Source organism: Nostoc sp. C052 (assembly GCF_013393905.1).
Classification (GTDB): Bacteria; Cyanobacteriota; Cyanobacteriia; order Cyanobacteriales; family Nostocaceae; genus Nostoc.
Genome location: NZ_CP040272.1, coordinates 2,491,249 through 2,507,718, shown reverse-complemented (window position 1 = coordinate 2,507,718; position 16,470 = coordinate 2,491,249). Strand labels below are relative to the sequence as shown.

At 43.4% G+C, this 16,470-nt stretch carries 12 protein-coding genes; 3 read left to right on the top strand and 9 right to left on the bottom strand.

Annotated elements, in window-relative coordinates; all coding sequences use genetic code 11:
* Positions 1-8: 8 nt before the first annotated feature.
* The 7 genes from FD723_RS42620 to FD723_RS09835 form a co-directional block, all read right to left on the bottom strand.
* Positions 9-131 carry a hypothetical protein gene (locus tag FD723_RS42620; protein WP_256875127.1) on the bottom strand — a complete coding sequence of 41 codons (123 nt, stop codon included), beginning with the start codon at positions 129-131 and terminating at the stop codon, positions 9-11.
* 56 nt (positions 132-187) lie between these two features.
* Positions 188-1,204, bottom strand: coding sequence for a TrkA family potassium uptake protein (locus FD723_RS09860; RefSeq protein ID WP_179065179.1), 1,017 nt, complete (start codon positions 1,202-1,204; stop codon positions 188-190).
* A 341-nt stretch (positions 1,205-1,545) separates the two neighbouring features.
* A complete protein-coding gene (locus FD723_RS09855; protein WP_179065178.1) occupies positions 1,546-3,759 on the bottom strand; it encodes a tetratricopeptide repeat protein in 2,214 nt (737 codons plus the stop codon).
* 264 nt (positions 3,760-4,023) lie between these two features.
* Positions 4,024-4,203, bottom strand: coding sequence for a photosystem II assembly protein Psb34 (psb34, locus tag FD723_RS09850; RefSeq protein WP_179065177.1), 180 nt, complete (start codon positions 4,201-4,203; stop codon positions 4,024-4,026).
* A 173-nt stretch (positions 4,204-4,376) separates the two neighbouring features.
* Complete coding sequence (gene thiO, locus FD723_RS09845) at positions 4,377-6,380, bottom strand: glycine oxidase ThiO (protein WP_179065176.1); 2,004 nt, start codon at positions 6,378-6,380, stop codon at positions 4,377-4,379.
* Positions 6,381-6,506: 126 nt separating this feature from the next.
* Positions 6,507-6,905: a hypothetical protein gene (locus FD723_RS09840; RefSeq protein WP_179065175.1), complete on the bottom strand. Its 399-nt coding sequence runs from the start codon at positions 6,903-6,905 to the stop codon at positions 6,507-6,509.
* Positions 6,906-6,921: 16 nt separating this feature from the next.
* Positions 6,922-7,260: a 2Fe-2S iron-sulfur cluster-binding protein gene (locus tag FD723_RS09835; RefSeq protein ID WP_179065174.1), complete on the bottom strand. Its 339-nt coding sequence runs from the start codon at positions 7,258-7,260 to the stop codon at positions 6,922-6,924.
* 75 nt (positions 7,261-7,335) lie between these two features.
* Between FD723_RS09835 and cimA the strand changes: the two genes are divergently transcribed.
* Positions 7,336-9,006 carry a citramalate synthase gene (gene cimA, locus FD723_RS09830; RefSeq protein WP_179065173.1) on the top strand — a complete coding sequence of 557 codons (1,671 nt, stop codon included), beginning with the start codon at positions 7,336-7,338 and terminating at the stop codon, positions 9,004-9,006.
* 539 nt (positions 9,007-9,545) lie between these two features.
* Here the strand turns inward: cimA and FD723_RS09825 are convergent.
* On the bottom strand, positions 9,546-9,779 hold the full coding sequence (locus FD723_RS09825) for a hypothetical protein (RefSeq protein ID WP_179065172.1): 234 nt from the start codon (positions 9,777-9,779) through the stop codon (positions 9,546-9,548).
* A 160-nt stretch (positions 9,780-9,939) separates the two neighbouring features.
* Here FD723_RS09825 and FD723_RS09820 point away from each other — a divergent pair, with 160 nt between their 5' ends.
* A complete protein-coding gene (locus tag FD723_RS09820) occupies positions 9,940-12,084 on the top strand; it encodes an NAD(P)/FAD-dependent oxidoreductase (RefSeq protein WP_179065171.1) in 2,145 nt (714 codons plus the stop codon).
* Between the two features lie 50 nt (positions 12,085-12,134).
* On the opposite strand, the gene FD723_RS09815 is transcribed toward FD723_RS09820, so the two are convergent.
* Positions 12,135-13,679, bottom strand: a complete 1,545-nt coding sequence (locus tag FD723_RS09815) for a hypothetical protein (RefSeq protein WP_179065170.1) — start codon at positions 13,677-13,679, stop codon at positions 12,135-12,137.
* A gap of 1,279 nt (positions 13,680-14,958) precedes the next feature.
* Between FD723_RS09815 and FD723_RS09810 the strand changes: the two genes are divergently transcribed.
* Positions 14,959-16,413 carry an aminotransferase class V-fold PLP-dependent enzyme gene (locus FD723_RS09810; RefSeq protein ID WP_179065169.1) on the top strand — a complete coding sequence of 485 codons (1,455 nt, stop codon included), beginning with the start codon at positions 14,959-14,961 and terminating at the stop codon, positions 16,411-16,413.
* Positions 16,414-16,470 lie beyond the last annotated feature (57 nt).

Genomic DNA, 16,470 nt, shown 5'->3' with positions numbered 1-16,470 from the left:
AAATATTATTAGTGGGATAGGTTCAAATATCTTGGTTCTTTTTCTGAAGGTGAGGCATAAAATTTTAACAGTGCCCAATCAGGTTTTTGACCATTCCATAGATATGAGAAATCTTCTAAATTTGTATTCATATTAATACCTATTTTTTTAAACCTTTTTGTCTACAGAAATTATCTGATATCTGCCCTCAACTATTTTTCGGTCGTCGCAATTTCTGAGAACCAATTGGGCCGAGAATTTGGTTAAGGCTACGCAATTGTTCTGCTGTACCCATACCAATTAGCCGATCGCCTGGCATTAACACCGTATCGCCAGTAGGGCCACCGATGAGAGTCCCATCAAGACGGCGAATTGCTAGAACTAATGCCCCAGATTGCGATCGCAATCTCGCTTTTTGCAAACTCTGACCTACAAAGGGACAAAAAGCCGGATCGAGTAAAAATTCTTCCATATACAACTGACGGTCTGCACCTGTCAAAATTCCATCTACAAAGTCTAAGACTTGAGGTCTGAGAGCCGCAGCAGCCATGCGTTTCCCACCAGTGATATAGGGGGATATGACTTCATCTGCACCACCGCGTCGTAACTTCTGCAAAGCTTCTTCTGTACTTGCCCGTGCAATTACCCGAATTCCCGAATTGAGTGTTTTTGCTGATAAAACAATATATAAATTTTCGGCATCGGAAGGAAGGGCTGCAACGATACACATCGCCCGTTCAATGCCGACTTCTAAGAGTGTGTCATCTAATGTAGCATCACCTTGATATGCTGTGTAACCTTCAGTCTGCGCCCTTTGTACCGATTCCATATCCGAATCAATCACCACAAAAGGTACACCTTCTGCCCGAAATTCTTTGGCAATTTGACGACCAGTCCGACTAAATCCACAGATGATGTAATGTTCTGTTAGAGATTCCATTAACCGCCTCTGTTGCTGTAGCCGAATTCCTTCTTGAAAGTAGCCTTGAATGATCGCTTCTGTAAATCTGTTGACAATGTAACCAATATTGACTACACCCAACAAAATCAGAGCAATTGTAAACAACCGTCCTCGGCTACCAAGTGGGTGAGTTTCTCCATATCCCACAGTCGCTAAGGTGATGACTGTCATGTAAGCCGCATCTTCCCATGACCAGCCTTCCACTAACCAGTACCACAAAGTGCCAATAAAGAAAACACCGCCGAGAGCGATCGCCCCAGCCATTAACTCCTTTTGGATACGTTGATATTTTTGCTCAAGTGTTGAAAATGAGGTAACAATAGTACTTCTAACCTACTTTTTCTAATTTTCTGCTAACTTTTTAGTATTCGTCCTTTTTAGTATATTTAAACTAAGTAAGTGGGCAAGAGTAAATCAGGCGCATCAGAGATTATTTTATTTTTAATTGAGAAATTTATTTTAGAGTATACCCAGCTAGAACTAAGTAGGTCGGCGTAAATAATTATCGTTGGGATACGGCAGGGAGCAGGGAGCGGAGAGCAGGGGGAAAGAGAGTTTGAGCCTTGTTGACTTTTATTTACACAGTTTGGTTTTATCATGCCGTTTTATAACTTTGACAAAATCTCTGGCAACAACTGACTAGGAAGTTTAGATAAAGCCAGATTTTGCCCCTGTATTCCTAATTCATTATGAAAAGCACGAATAGTTTTCACTACATAAGTGAAGGTTGTTTGATAAGCCTCGGATTGTTTAGTGAATCCGTTTAAGGCTTGCAAATGGTTATCTAATGATACTTCTAAGTGTTGAGAACGTGTTGCTTTGTCGCCTTTAAAAGACTCATCTATTACTAGCTGATAATGGGCCAGTCCCAGATTATTGTAAGAGGCGAGCAAATCAAAACTTAAAGAAGTATCGCTAAGTGAGTGAGCCAAAGCTATAGCTTCTTCGTAAGCGCTGATGCATAGTTGCAGATAATTTTGCCGTGCCTCTTTAGTTGTCTGAGATAGGTTTGCTAGATGCCAATAGGCAGTACCCAGATTATTTTGTGTAGCGGCGCAGGCGGTGGGGAAATTTGCTGGAGTGCGATACTTGAGAGCTTCGCTGTAGACATCTATCGCTAACTGGAGATTTTGGGCAGGTTGTTCGTATTGTGCCAGATTCCAGCAGGCAGTACCGATATTATTTTGAATCATGCCATACTTAAGCGGCTCCTCTGCGGGGTTGTAGTGTACAAGTGCTTCATTGTAAGCTGCGATCGCTTTCTTCAAATGTAAAATTGGTTGATTATATTGCCCTAAATGCCAGTAAGCAGTACCCAAATTATTTTGACAAGCCGCATACTTTAATGAATCCATATCGGCTGTACGGTAGTTAAGTGCTTCACTGTAAGCTAAAACTGCTTGCTGCCAATTTTCAGATGGTTGAGAAAAACGGGCTAAATCACCATAAGCTGTCCCCAAATTATTTTGCACACGAGCGTAAGTTTCCAAATGTGTTTGGGGCGAAATCATCTTTAACGCCAACTGATAAAACTCTATAGCCTGCTCTATATAAGTTTGTCCTTCCTCTGAATTGGGTGGTGTGCGGTATAGCATCCAGTAGAGTGTACCCAAGTCATTCAAGATATCTGGAAGTTGCGGTGAATTTTCGTCATAGCTAATTGCCTCTTGATAAGCAATAATTGCCACCATCAGGTTTTCTAGGGTTGACTCTCCTTGCTCAATGCGAAGGCGGTATAAAGTGCCCAGACGATGATAAGCCTCTGCCAGTATTTCCTCTGAAACAAGATTTTCGTGTAATTCTTCAATTTCTAATAAAATCTGTTGTGGTTGTAAGGAATTCTCTGTATTTTGAGCGATACTTGTATTGATTGTTGCTATTACTAGCTCCTTTAACTCACTGCTAATATAAGATAAAGACAACAGCGATTGATTATTAATTCCACTACCAGACCTATTCGTAGATTCCTGCGGTTGTGGGATAGCCTTCAACAAATCCGCTGTTGATGATGAAACTTCCTGAGTTTTATCTACGCGATTCCCTTGTATCTCTGGTGGGAAATCGGCATTATTCTCAAACTTGAACTCGGTGGCTGCGGTTCTAAGTTCTGCTTGGTTAACTGATTCATCTAGAATTGACTGCTCAATATTCCCTACATCTAAGCTTCCAGAACGTGAAAAACGTTCTGGATAGCCCGAATTCTGATTTGCTGGTGTGGGTTCTCCAGCAAACACAAATACGCCAGTACGGCAACGCCAAAACTGTGGTGCTGATTGCTTAATAGCAGATAACCAAGGACGCGGTATCCACAACAGCAAGTTAGATTCTAGGAATCGGCTGGATTCTTGTGTAGAGAAATATTGTTCACTTAAGCGGAGATAGTGTAAAAATAATCGTTGTGTCGCAACTGGTTGCTTAGTGAGATGCTCCACGCCGACAATCTGAAATGCTGGTACTGGAAAAGGTCGTCCAGGGCTATCTTTTGATGCTCCAACCATTGGCGGTGGATAATTAGCCAACCATTGATTAATTTGGATTATGGGATTGGGATCGTTTAAATTCAAACGCAACGTTACTAATCGCGGATAAGCTGGAGTGCTATTTTCTTGAGCATTTGATGACTGATATAGCACTTGTCCAACAGGATAAGCCAATGTTGAATGCAAGCGGGCTGCTACTTGATTTCTTAAGTGTAAATTATCACATACAGCTAAAAAAAGTTGTCGTCGTAAGCCAAGACTGAGGGCAAGTTTTAGACGGTGGTATACTTGCCGATTCCAAGTAGAATTATTGTTGTGTGGAGTATCATTCACGCTCATAGCGGCTAAAGAGCCAAAACACAGTATATATCACCTTTATAGGTGCATCTAAGTAGGATAAATTCATAATAAAAATGATTTTTTAACTAGTAGATGTTGTGCTGCTCAAGATATATTGAGCCTTGATGTCTAGCCGGAATAATAAAGTATAATTATATACTTTTATTTCTAGTTCAATTTTAACAAAAAATAAAAAAGCAGGTCCCTCTTAAAATTGGAACCTGAAAAACTATAAAGATGAAATTTTCTTAAAGTGTTTTACGATCAACTGCTTTTAGAAACAAAGAAGGCGACTATAATCAAGCCTACAACCAAAGTTGTAGCGGCAATTCCTAGTAGGATATAAGTTCGCTTTTGCCCTTCTGTGGGAGGCTCTGCTTGATAAACCTTTGGTTCCCGAGCAAAATTATTCAGAAGACCGCCTTCTTCATTGGTATAGGGCATGAATTAATTCCTTTATCTTTATCGTTAATTTAATGTTACATAAATGCTAAATCCGCTCTTAAACTGCTAGATAAATCGTTACATTTGGGGATTGGGGATTGAAAAGAGGCAGAGGGGCGGGGGGCGGAGGGGAAAACTCTTCTCCCTTGCCTGTCTATACCATGCCCCATTCCCTAACTAGTAATCGTCCCAGTCAGAGGAGAACTAGGACTAGCGTAATCTTTAATAGGCATTCTGCCAGCAAGGTATGCTAGACGACCGGCAACTGTTGCTAAATTCATAGCACGAGCCATTGCTGCTGGGTTTGGAGAAAGAGCGATCGCACTATTAATCAACAAGGCATCTGCCCCCAATTCCATTGCCTGAGCGGCTTCTGAGGGTGAACCAATACCAGCATCTACCACCACTGGTATACCTGCATTTTCAATGATGATTTGGATATTGGCAGTTGTTTTAAGCCCTTGTCCAGAACCAATTGGCGATGCCAAAGGCATTACTGTCGCACAGCCTACTTCTTCTAAACGCTTGGCTAACATCGGGTCAGCGTTAATATAGGGCAATACTGCAAAGCCCTCTTTTACTAATTGTTCTGCTGCTTGCAGCGTCCCGATTGGATCTGGGAGTAAATACTTAAGGTCAGGTATTACTTCTAACTTGACAAAATTATTATCTTCCTGTCCTAACAATTTTGCCATTTCTCGCCCCAAACGCGCTACCCGAATCGCCTCTTCCGCAGTTTGACAGCCTGCGGTATTGGGCAACATCCAGATTTTCTGCCAATCCAAAGCTTCTGCTAAACCTTCATGTCCAGGAGCCTTGGTTTGTACCCGTCGGACTGCAACAGTGACGATTTGGCAATCGCTGGCGGCGATACTTTGCTGCATTTCCTCAATGCTGCGATACTTACCAGTTCCCGTCATCAAGCGAGATTGGAAGGTTTTGCCAGCAATAATTAATGGTGAATTTGTCGAGACGCCATTCATCGCGTCTGGGGTATGATGCCCGTTAGAGAAATTGGCAGAGTGAGTCAGCATTGGGGTGGAGGTAGATGGCTTGGAGTGGAAGCGCGAATAGTGAAAATTAGCAAGTAGAGGGTCAGACTTTTGTTCCAAGATGAAATCGGCAATCAATGCAGCTGTGATGGGCGCAAGTAAAATTCCGTTGCGGTAATGACCAGTCGCCAGAGTTAAATTTTGACAGTAGCTAGTGCCAAGAATAGGTAATTCATCGGGGGTAGCTGGGCGAAATCCCCACCAAAATTCTTGGATGGGATAATGCTTTAATTGGGGATACAGGCGGATAGCACCTTGTAGTAATTTTTGAATACCTTCTGGGGTGTTGTTGGGGATAAAGCCAACGTCTTCACTGGTTGCGCCAATCACCAGGCGATCGCGTCTTGGTACGATGTAAATATCCTGCCCAAACAAAACCCGCTTCAACGGCAATTCCGGCGAAACTTCTGGTATCTGCACACTCAGCATTTGTCCTTTTCTGGGTAGCACAGGTAGCGGTAACAATTCATTTGACCAAGCACCTGAAGCTAAAACATATTGCGCGGCGTGAATCATTCCAGCATTGGTTTGTACACCAACCACTTGCCCTTGCTGCTGTAAAAATGCTTCTACCGTGATACCGCCTTTGAGTTCAACACCAACAGACTCAGCCGCCGTCCGCAATACATGAGCCAGAGCCTTATTATCAACTTGTGCGTCTTCAGGATACCACCAACCACCAACTACTTCTGCTCCCAATCCTGGCTGATATTGGTGAATTGCCTCTTTGTTTAACCAATAAGAGGGAGATGAGGGGGATGAGGAAGAATTTACTTCCCTATCTCCCCCTGCTCCCTGCTCCCTGCTCCCTGCCCTCTGCCCCCCTGCCTCTTCAAAGACAGGTGCGAGGATACCGCAGGGACGATAACCAGTATTCAAGCCGGTTAGTTCTTCTAATTTGCGCGTCCAGTCGGGATATAAGGCACGCGATCGCCAGCACAAGGAACGCATTGCCCCATTAGGGATGTTTTCCGCATCTGGTGCCAACATCCCGGCGGCGGCGTGGGTAGCGGCAGCCTGGAAGTCACGACAAAGCACGGTGACATTTGTCCCGCGCAGTTTTAGTTCAATGGCGATCGCCAAACCAATAACGCCGCCACCAATAATTACAGTCTCACTAGTCATTAGTCATTAGTCATTGGTCATTAGTCATTAGTCATTAGTCATTGGTCATTAGTACATAACTCATAACTCATAACTCATAACTCATAACTTATAACTTATAACTCGTAACTAAAGACGGATCGAGATTTACCACAAGGCGCGAATTGGTTCGCTGTTTTGATTTGTATCGCTGGATGGGGTGTTTGTGTCGGAAGTATTTGTACTACCATCTGTTGTACTGTCAGCCGGTGAGGTTGAGTCAGTGGAAGGATTCTGGGCAACACTACTCCTGTTATCAGGTCTTGGGGCTACAATGCTGCGCCTGTTTTCGTTTGTTTCAGTTTTTTCATTTCCTTCAGTTGCAGTTTCATCATTCTTGCTGCCTGCACTGCTATTAACATTGATATTAGCTGGGAGAACTTGGGATTTTTTTTCACTGGGAGCGTTAGCGGTTTGTACTCCCATCGGAAAGTTGATGCCTAGTAACGTACCAAGCAGAATGGCCAAACCTCCAGCCATCAAAATTAAGGGTGTCCATCTACCCATCTTGTCTTACTCCTTTTTAACCTTTTGGTGTCCACACTATTCGAGAACCTTGTCCCCAAAATCCATCAAACTTTGTCACTTTCACATCGCCTAAAACCTGAGTTTGACAGGCTAAACGTAAGTCTGTTGTAGGAGAATGGGGAGGAAGCGAACGCCGCGCTCGATCGCGCCAATTCGCTGCTGATACTTTGCCCTCTACCTTAACCGTACAGGTACCACAACTGCCAATGCCCCGACAGTTTATTACCTTAGCACCGCCATTGTAGAGTTCAATACTATTTTGCAGCAAAATCTCTCGGAGATTGCTTCCTTGCTCACAATCAATTGTTTTACCTTCAGCTAGTACTTTAGGCATTTTTAAACTGCCAAAATGGCTTTTTGTTGTATATTGACACATTGCCTCGAAAGTTGTCTCGTCGGTCCCAGTTTTATGACCACAAATTCATCACCTCAACTTTGGCTCTATGACACTACATTACGGGATGGCACTCAGCGCGAGGGGCTATCAGTATCGATAGAAGATAAGTTACGCATTGCCCGTAGACTCGATCAACTGGGAATTCCCTTTATTGAAGGCGGTTGGCCTGGTGCCAATCCCAAGGATGTACAATTTTTCTGGCAACTCCAAGAAGATCCGCTCAAACAAGCTGAAATTGTGGCTTTTTGTTCGACTCGACGCCCTAACTCGACTGCTGCAACCGAACCGATGCTACAGGATATTTTGGCTGCGGGAACTCGCTGGGTAACGATTTTTGGCAAGTCTTGGGATTTACACGTGACAACAGGACTCAAGACGACATTAGCAGAAAATTTGGCAATGATTCGCGACACAATTGAGTACCTCCGTTCTCAAGGTCGTCGGATTATCTACGATGCCGAACATTGGTTTGATGGCTATAAGCACAATCGAGATTATGCTTTACAGACATTAGAGGTGGCGATCGCAGCTGGTGCTGAATGGCTCGTCCTCTGTGATACCAATGGCGGCACTTTACCCCACGAAATTAGCCAAATTGTTCAAGATGTGGTAAAGGTGACTGGGAAACTGGGGACTGGGGACTGGGGACTGGGGACTAGGAAAGACTCTTCCCAATCCCCAATCCCTCAAATTGGAATTCATACTCATAACGATTCGGAAATGGCAGTTGCTAACGCAATAGCTGCCGTGATGGCCGGGGCAAAGATGGTACAGGGCACAATTAATGGTTATGGTGAACGTTGCGGCAATGCTAACCTCTGTTCGTTAATTCCCAATTTACAATTGAAGGCGGGTTACAGTTGTATCACAGAAGACCAGCTCACACAACTTACAGAAGCTAGTCGTTTTGTGAGTGAGGTTGTCAACCTTGCACCAGATGAACATGCCCCTTTTGTCGGACGTTCGGCTTTTGCCCACAAGGGCGGTATTCATGTATCAGCCGTGGAACGTAACCCCCTAACTTACGAACACATTCAGCCGGAACAAGTCGGGAATCGTCGCCGCATTGTGATTTCTGAACAGTCTGGATTGAGCAATGTTTTAGCTAAAGCCCGCAGTTTTGGCATTGAATTGGATCAGCAAAAGGCAGAGGCGAGAGAAATTCTCCAGCGTCTCAAAGATTTGGAGAGTGAAGGATTTCAATTTGAGGCAGCAGAAGCCAGTTTTGTACTGTTGATGCACGAAGCTTTAGGAGATCGCCAGAAGTTTTTTGAAGTCAAAGGTTTTCAAGTCCACTGCGACTTAATTGAGGGGAAAGAAACTAGCAATGCCCTAGCTACAGTCAAAGTCGCTGTTGACGGCAGAAATATTCTGGAGGCGGCGGAAGGTAACGGCCCTGTGGCAGCTTTGGATGCAGCTTTACGCAAGGCTTTGGTAAACTTTTATCCCCAAATCGCAACCTTTGATTTGACAGATTACAAAGTGCGGATTCTCGATGGGCATACGGGTACTGCGGCCAAAACTCGTGTGTTAGTAGAGTCAGGTAATGGTCGTCAACGCTGGACGACGGTAGGGGTTTCTAACAATATTTTGGCGGCTTCCTATCAAGCGGTGGTGGAGGGTTTGGAATATGGTTTGTTGTTACACTCCCAAGCAGAAGCAGCTTTAAAAGCTGCTAGTTGACAAAAGGGTGTATAGCTGTTCTCGTTTGGATGCAATACACAATAGGGCACAGCATTGCTAATTAGTGTCAACTTAAGCTGAAACTCCTTTAAAACCTCGTTTTCAGCAGCCAGAGTCGGGAAATGCAACTCAAAAGTGGCTCTGCCGCTAGTAAGGGAGGCGGAGCCTCAACGACGAGCATTCGCAGTCGGAGACTGACTGGGAACGAGATTTAAAACGCTGATATGGTTAATCTAGTGGCTTCTGTACCATGAACGCAAAAATAACAAAGCAATTACCGAAAAAATGGGTTTAAAGCCCCGTGCTTCTAGCACGGCTTTGGAGTAATGAGTAATGAGTAATAAGTAATAAGTAAATATTTTTACTCATTACTCGTTACTTATTAATCCAGAATCTCCGTGCGTTCACGCCGGGGAGTATGTCAACAATCTCATATTGATAACTATTGTTGCTTCTATACCTAAAATGTAATCGCTAATATTTAGGTGCAAACAGAGAAATCTCATGCTGCGACCAAAACTTCATCATAATAAAAGGTTTTAGGAGAACTTTTCCCATGATTGGGCAACTAATTGGCTCAACCAGCGACGCTGCTGCTGATCCAGCAGTGGATCATCTGCTAGTAACTGAGCGGTTAATTCTTCCAAAGATTGACCCTGAGCGCGGACAACTTTAATTACTCCAGCGATCGCAGCAGCAACTAATTCTTCATCAATCGGCTGTTGTCGCAGAGCAAAAATTTCCTGGGGACTGTCTGGAATGGGATAATTCATGGCGTGGGTTTACAGAAATACAAAATGAACAATAAATTCAATAAATTCTTAAAATTTCTTCACTGAATCTTTACCAAACTAATAGGGCGGAGTGTACCTTACTTTGTGCCTGAAGAAAATCTGTCTTAGTGAGTAGATTGATCGGAGATGTCAGGAAACGATGAGAGAAATCCTTTATTTAGAAATTCCAACCCCAGATATGGCAACTGTGCGTAGCTGGCTACAAACAGATTTTGAACTTGGAAATGGGGAAAAATTGCTTACCTCGGAAGGCTTTCGCCTCAAAATACCTAGTGCTACTACACCTGCTGGCAAGGCTCTTTCCGAAAACTTGCCTGCGGAACTTTCGGTATTTGTCTGGTCAGTGCAACGAACTACCTATCTGAAAGTGTTTCGTTGGGCAGAACAACCCTTTCCTGGAGAGGGACAAATTCTGCGACACTTAACCAAAGAAATCAGAAGCCGTTTTCCGCATCATTACCCAGAACCGCCAGCGATTGATTTATCCCAGCAATCGATTTTTGCTACGCTATCGTCTGCTTACCCCCTCACCGTCAAGTATTTTCAGAAAATGCCCAATGGTGAATATGACCTCACACGTGCCTATTGGTGGGAACAACGATGGCGCGAAGGGGTACGGAATCCGCAGCAGCCGCGTCAGGTTGTGTTTTCTGGTAAAGGAGACTGGGGACTACGGACTGGGGACTGGGAAAAAGATCATCCCAATACCCAATCGCCAGTCCCCAATCCCCACTACGACATCATTTATATCGGCGGCGCATTAGGTGCGATTCATGCAGCACTGATGGCAAAACTGGGATATAAAGTCCTGCTGGTGGAACGAATGCCCTTTGGGCGGATGAACCGAGAATGGAATATTTCGCGCGATGAGATTCAAAGCTTGGTTAACCTGGGTTTAGTCACCCCCGCTGAGTTAGAAACCATCATTGCCAGGGAATACAAAGATGGATTCAATAAGTTTTTTGATGCGAATAATCCAGCCAAACTGCGATCGCCCGTCCTCCACACGCCCACAGTCCTAAATTTAGGCTTGGATTCCGAAAAATGGCTCCAAATGTGTGGGCAAAAGCTGCAAGCCGCAGGTGGCGAAATCTGGGATGAAACAGAATTTATCCGTGCAGATATTGATATATCACAAGTCATTTTGAAAGTCAAGCACTTACCCAGTCAGATTGAAAAACAAGTAAGTGGACGACTGCTAATTGATGCAATGGGAACTGCATCGCCCATTGCTTGGCAATTAAATGGTGGTCGTGCTTTTGATAGTGTCTGTCCGACAGTGGGAGCAGCAATTGAGAGCGGATTTGAGCCAGGAGTATGGGATTCCCAATATGGAGACGTTCTTTACAGTCATGGGGATATTTCGCGGGGAAGGCAGTTAATTTGGGAATTGTTTCCTGGAGCAGGTGATGAACTGACGATTTATTTATTTCATTACCACGAAGTCAATGCTGAAAATCCTGGTTCCTTGCTAGAGATGTACGAGGACTTTTTCACGATTTTGCCAGAATATCGCAGGTGCGATATGGACAAATTGGTCTGGAAGAAACCGACATTTGGGTATATACCGGGGCATTTTAGTATCGGAAGTAGCGATCGCACAGTTGCCTTCGATCGATTGATGGCGATCGGTGATGCGGCATCACTCCAATCTCCCCTGGTCTTCACTGGTTTTGGTTCCCTAGTTCGTAACTTAGAGCGTTTAACAACACTGTTGGATATTGCTCTCAAACATGACTTGTTAAGTTTCCGACACTTGAACCAAATTCGCGCTTATCAAAGCAACGTTTCCGTAACTTGGCTATTTTCCAAAGGCATGATGGTGCCCACAGGGAAATTTTTACCACCGCAACGGATTAACGCCATGCTCAACACCTTTTTTGGATTGTTAGCAGACGAACCGCTAGAAGTGGCAGATAATTTCATCAAAGATAAGTGTGATTGGTTAACCTTTAACCGCCTAGCACTGAAAGCCGCCAGGAAAAATCCTGCCTTGCTTTTATGGATTTGGGAACTTGCTGGCCCTAGAGATTTAGTGCGATGGCTTGGTAGTTATTTCAACTTCGGTCGTCATGCCCTAGTTAGCGCTTTGCTGAGTCCGTGGTTTGAGGGTTTCTTGAATCGGGTAGGTTTTTGGCTAGAACCCCGGAATCCAGGCTTGTGGCTGTGGCTATTGGCGATTAATTATGCGATCGCTACAGGCAAACCGCGATCGCGCAGTCAAGTTGTAAAAACCAACCCAGAAGCCATAATTCCGAAGTCAGAAGCAAGAATTAGTCATTAGTCACTTTATTACTCCCAACTCTTGTATAGACGCGATTAATCGCGTCTCTCTTAACTCTTAGGGCGAAAATTCGGTAGTTCCACAGATGCCAATGACTTACGCCCCTTGGGTGGACGCTGGGGATAAACCACTGGTGAAGGTGAATTGGCATCATTGGTGTTATCACCTGATGAATCTAGAGACAAATCAGTTGTTGACAATTCCAAACTCGTCAATTGTGAAACTTCTGACCAGTAGTCTTCAGCTTCTCCAACTGGCGTTTCGGTGTGAGTTGGAGTAGAGGGAACCACTAAATTATTTGCTGGTGAAAGCACAGAATCAGTTGTCCAAGAAGTGGAGGTAGTTACAGGAGGATTAATTTCTGCTTCTAGCTGCTCCTTCTGCGGATTTTCTAGTTCCTCATCGTCTTCTAAGATTGTTGCTAAAGTATCCCAGATAGGCGCATCACCTACATCCGTTTTTGCAGCAGATGGTGGTGATGCAGATGCGGGCTGGGAGGTGAAAAACATTTGAATTAGACTATCTAATTGCTGATCTAAATTTGATGAACCCGACGAAGATGAAACAGCTTCCGCTGTATTTGGGGAATCATTAACTTCTGGAGATGGCTCTGGTTGTGTTGGTGTCGGTGTGTCTTTCTTAACTGTCCAGTTCCAAGGAGATGAGGGCGTCGGTGGGGCTTCATTTCTTTGGAATGGAATTGGTGCTGAAGGTTCGCCCCAAGAATTATCTAGATCGTTACTCAAGGATTCTGCTTCTGCTGACCAAGGTTTAATTGGCTGTGCATTAGGAAACAAAGACCGAGCTTTTCTGGAGAATCTTCCTTGGCTACTAGTTATGTCTTTAGGATGTTTTGCCGCATCCTCTAGGGAGTCATAGCTAGGAACCGATGTATCTAGACATTTTTCCAAAGCTGCTTTAAATTGCAGCGTTTGGCGTTGTTGTCGCATCAGTCTAGTACGTAATTCCCGACAAACATTTTCTGACTGCAATAGCTGCTCAGACTGTTCGTTGTTGTTAGTGTGTAGCAACGTACATTCTCGCTCTAACTGGGCAAGGCGTTGTTGGCTAATTTGCAGTTGTGCTTTATAAGTATCAGTGAAAATTTCCTGGCGTTGAATAGTTTGTACAGCGATTTCTAATTGTTGAAATAGAGATTTTATCTGTTCTTGAGCGGCAGCGAGTTCCTGAGTATGTTGGTTGAGCATTGACTCACTAACGCTGGAGCGCGTTTTCTGCCACTGCAAAACCTTTTCTGACTCAGCTAGGTTATCTTTTAGCTGCTCCACTTGTTCATACAATTTATTGTTAGCCGCACGTAATTCTTCGTTCAATGCCAGCAGGTTTTGAAACTCCGAGTCAATAAGTGCTTGTTTGCCGATTTCCGGCTCTGCAACCCAGTCCTGCTGGGTGGTATCTTGTGAAAATTGTGTATCTTCAGCTGGCATGAGGAGTGGCAGCTTTTTAACTGCCATATGATTGTCATTAGGCACAACTGAGTAAAAGGGACAACTCGCCTGTTCTGATTGTGGCGAATTAGCAGAATTTAGGGATTCCATCACAGCCCCCTTATTTGAGGTGTCAGCTTCATTCATCACTCTTGACTCACCTGCTTAAAAATATTCAGCAGTGCTGGCATTAGCATTGCTTATCAACTCTGTCTAATCAGGGTTTGCTCTAGAAGCTAAGTTTAACTCTCTCCAAGCACCAGCAATTAATTATCAATTGGTGTTCCCCATTTTGTATCTAGACTGATGCCGTTATAACACTATGATGCTCTTTCCCGTCAAGGATAGATAGAAGGGGAACTCCGGCGATCTTTGAGGATAGGCAAGAGAGAGGAGAAACCCGATAGTTAGAATACTCCAAGTAAAAAAATGCCCAGTTGTCATTGCGTTGGCGTAGTGTCTCGTAGAGAGCGAAGCAAAGCAATCTCAATCCCTGCGATTGCTTTGCTTCGTACCCTTCTCTACGAGAGGCTACGCCAACGGGAACGCCAAGGGCGAACGCAATAACGGGTTTTGGATCATTTATTTTGTGGAGTTCTCTTAAGAACTAAATTGTATTGGCTGATAAAGTTTTTCTATGTGAAAAAACTGCCTAAACATATACTTTATTATTCAAAACCGCATCTGTCTTTAGAAATAAATAATAAATGTACTTAAAAAGACATTTATATACTGACTTATTTATTACTTAGGATATATCTCAGTACAAGTATCTTCTATTCAATGATGATTCTGTAACAATACGGTTGGGTTAAGGGCTACTGGCAAAAATTTTAGGTTTTCTATACGCGATAAATCGCCGTCTCTACCTCCGGCTGGAAAATCGCTATTTAATTGTCAGCAAACAACTAAGAGCCTCTGCCAGAACTAGAATGTTAGGAAATTCTGCTGACCACGAATAAATACTTATAAAGAGTTATTGAAGAAGTAATAATACACCTAAGTGTATTAATGAAACTTTTTTAAAGAGTAATCACAACTTAGTACTGGCTTTTATCTGGGTAAATGCAGTTCTAGTAAGCAATTATCGGTTTAGTTCGTGAGGGGTTTTTCTCTCAACTTGCCTTCAATGCGTCAAGTTTGTTTAATGACTACAAGAAAATTGTTTAAAGTATACTTAACTACTTACAAACAATATTTACACTGTATTTTTATTAACAGTGTAAATATAATAATTAAGTATTAATATGGATACCATTTTTAATCATTTTGTTAAAGAATAATTTATGTAACCGAGTTTTCCACTAGTAATAAAGTAGTTATAAAGACTATGATTACTGCCATTAAGATGATTGTGGCATGAAATAAAGCGTTATGGCAGTTAGGCTTGTCCAAAAAATTCAATTTTAAAATAGGGGTGCTAAAGATGACCGACATACTTGCAATGGGTGCAAATATCAAGCAAGAAGCTGCCAAACTATCGCTGTTGTCAGAAAATTTTGACAGTTTTTGGGACAAAGAAATCAGTCCGTTATTTACAGAAGAGTCTCTATCTTTCAAGGTTAAAACTCTCAACGGAAACAATGTCAAGTACGTAAACTTGGATAATGGAGCTACAACCACTCCCTTTGCAACTGTCAAGCAGCATATCGATGAAATGCTTGACACTTATGGCAGCGTGCATCGAGGTTCTGGGCAAAAGTCCATCATCACTACACGAGAATATGACGCTAGCCGAAACATCATTCGAGACTTTGTAGGATCATCTTTAGACAACTATGTAATCTTTGCGAAGAATACAACAGAAGCAATTAATGGAGCTGCGACACTTTGGGCAAAAAAACCGGGGAAAATCTTAGTTTCTGATATTGAGCATTCATCCAACCTACTGCCTTGGGTGACTAGGGACGAAGTTGTGCAGTACAGAACTCAGCCAGATGGAAGTGTAAGTGTTGCAGAAATTGAAGATATCTTCAAAGCACACCAAAATCTCCCCGAAGCCGAGCAAATTAAGTTAGTAACTATTACAGGTGCTTCGACAATTACAGGTTATAGACCTCCGATTTACGAGATTGCAGCTTTAGCACATCGGTATGGTGCGAAGATATTTGCTGACGTGTGTCAGTTAATTCAGCATGAACGAGTAGATATGCGTGCTGATGATGACCCATGTCATTTAGATTTTGTGGCTTTCTCTGGACACAAGATGTATGCTCCCTATGGAACCGGGGTTTTGCTAGGGCCAAAAGAATTTTTTGATAGCTCCTACCCTTATCAAATTGGCGGTGGAAACCTGCCTTATATCACCAGAAACCTGGAGATCAAGCGTTTTTATACAGAACGGGCCCACGATCCTGGAACACCAAACGCAATGGGTGCGATCGCCATTGCCAAAGCGATTGAAATTATCGAAGCAGTAGGACGCGATCGCATTGCTCAATATGAACACTCTTTAGTTGAATTCACATATACACGGCTGGGGATGATTACTGGTGTCAAGATGCATATTCCCGGAGATAATTTAGCCCATGTTATCCCCTTTGATATTGATGGGTTTGACGGACGCTTAGTAGCAGAGATTCTGGCACAAGAATACGGCATTGGCGTTCGGGCTGGGGCTTTTTGCACGTATGAATACATTCGCAAACTCAAGAATATTTCAGACGAACAAGACTCCGAAATTGCTCAGGAAGTAGACAGAGGAATTACGCGCAACATTCCTAGTATTATCCGAGCCAGCTTTGCTGTATATAATACATTAGAAGACTGCGATCGCTTTATAAATGCGATCGCTCAAATAGCTAAAAACGGATTGGCTCACTATTTGCCCAACTACACACAAGATCAGATAACTGGTGTTTGGACAGCCATAAATAGCTAGTTTTTTAGGGTATTGGGCATTGAAAAGAGGCAGAGGGGCAGGGTGCGGGGGGCGGAG

What these genes read in the sequence shown, in the direction of transcription:
- FD723_RS42620 (WP_256875127.1), bottom strand. Translation starts at nt 131, where the DNA reads ATGAATACAAATTTAGAAGATTTCTCATATCTATGGAATGGTCAAAAA.
- FD723_RS09860 (WP_179065179.1), bottom strand. Translation starts at nt 1,204, where the DNA reads ATGGCTGGGGCGATCGCTCTCGGCGGTGTTTTCTTTATTGGCACTTTG.
- FD723_RS09855 (WP_179065178.1), bottom strand. Translation starts at nt 3,759, where the DNA reads ATGAGCGTGAATGATACTCCACACAACAATAATTCTACTTGGAATCGG.
- psb34 (WP_179065177.1), bottom strand. Translation starts at nt 4,203, where the DNA reads ATGCCCTATACCAATGAAGAAGGCGGTCTTCTGAATAATTTTGCTCGG.
- thiO (WP_179065176.1), bottom strand. Translation starts at nt 6,380, where the DNA reads ATGACTAGTGAGACTGTAATTATTGGTGGCGGCGTTATTGGTTTGGCG.
- FD723_RS09840 (WP_179065175.1), bottom strand. Translation starts at nt 6,905, where the DNA reads ATGGGTAGATGGACACCCTTAATTTTGATGGCTGGAGGTTTGGCCATT.
- FD723_RS09835 (WP_179065174.1), bottom strand. Translation starts at nt 7,260, where the DNA reads ATGCCTAAAGTACTAGCTGAAGGTAAAACAATTGATTGTGAGCAAGGA.
- cimA (WP_179065173.1), top strand. Translation starts at nt 7,336, where the DNA reads ATGACCACAAATTCATCACCTCAACTTTGGCTCTATGACACTACATTA.
- FD723_RS09825 (WP_179065172.1), bottom strand. Translation starts at nt 9,779, where the DNA reads ATGAATTATCCCATTCCAGACAGTCCCCAGGAAATTTTTGCTCTGCGA.
- FD723_RS09820 (WP_179065171.1), top strand. Translation starts at nt 9,940, where the DNA reads ATGAGAGAAATCCTTTATTTAGAAATTCCAACCCCAGATATGGCAACT.
- FD723_RS09815 (WP_179065170.1), bottom strand. Translation starts at nt 13,679, where the DNA reads ATGAATGAAGCTGACACCTCAAATAAGGGGGCTGTGATGGAATCCCTA.
- FD723_RS09810 (WP_179065169.1), top strand. Translation starts at nt 14,959, where the DNA reads ATGACCGACATACTTGCAATGGGTGCAAATATCAAGCAAGAAGCTGCC.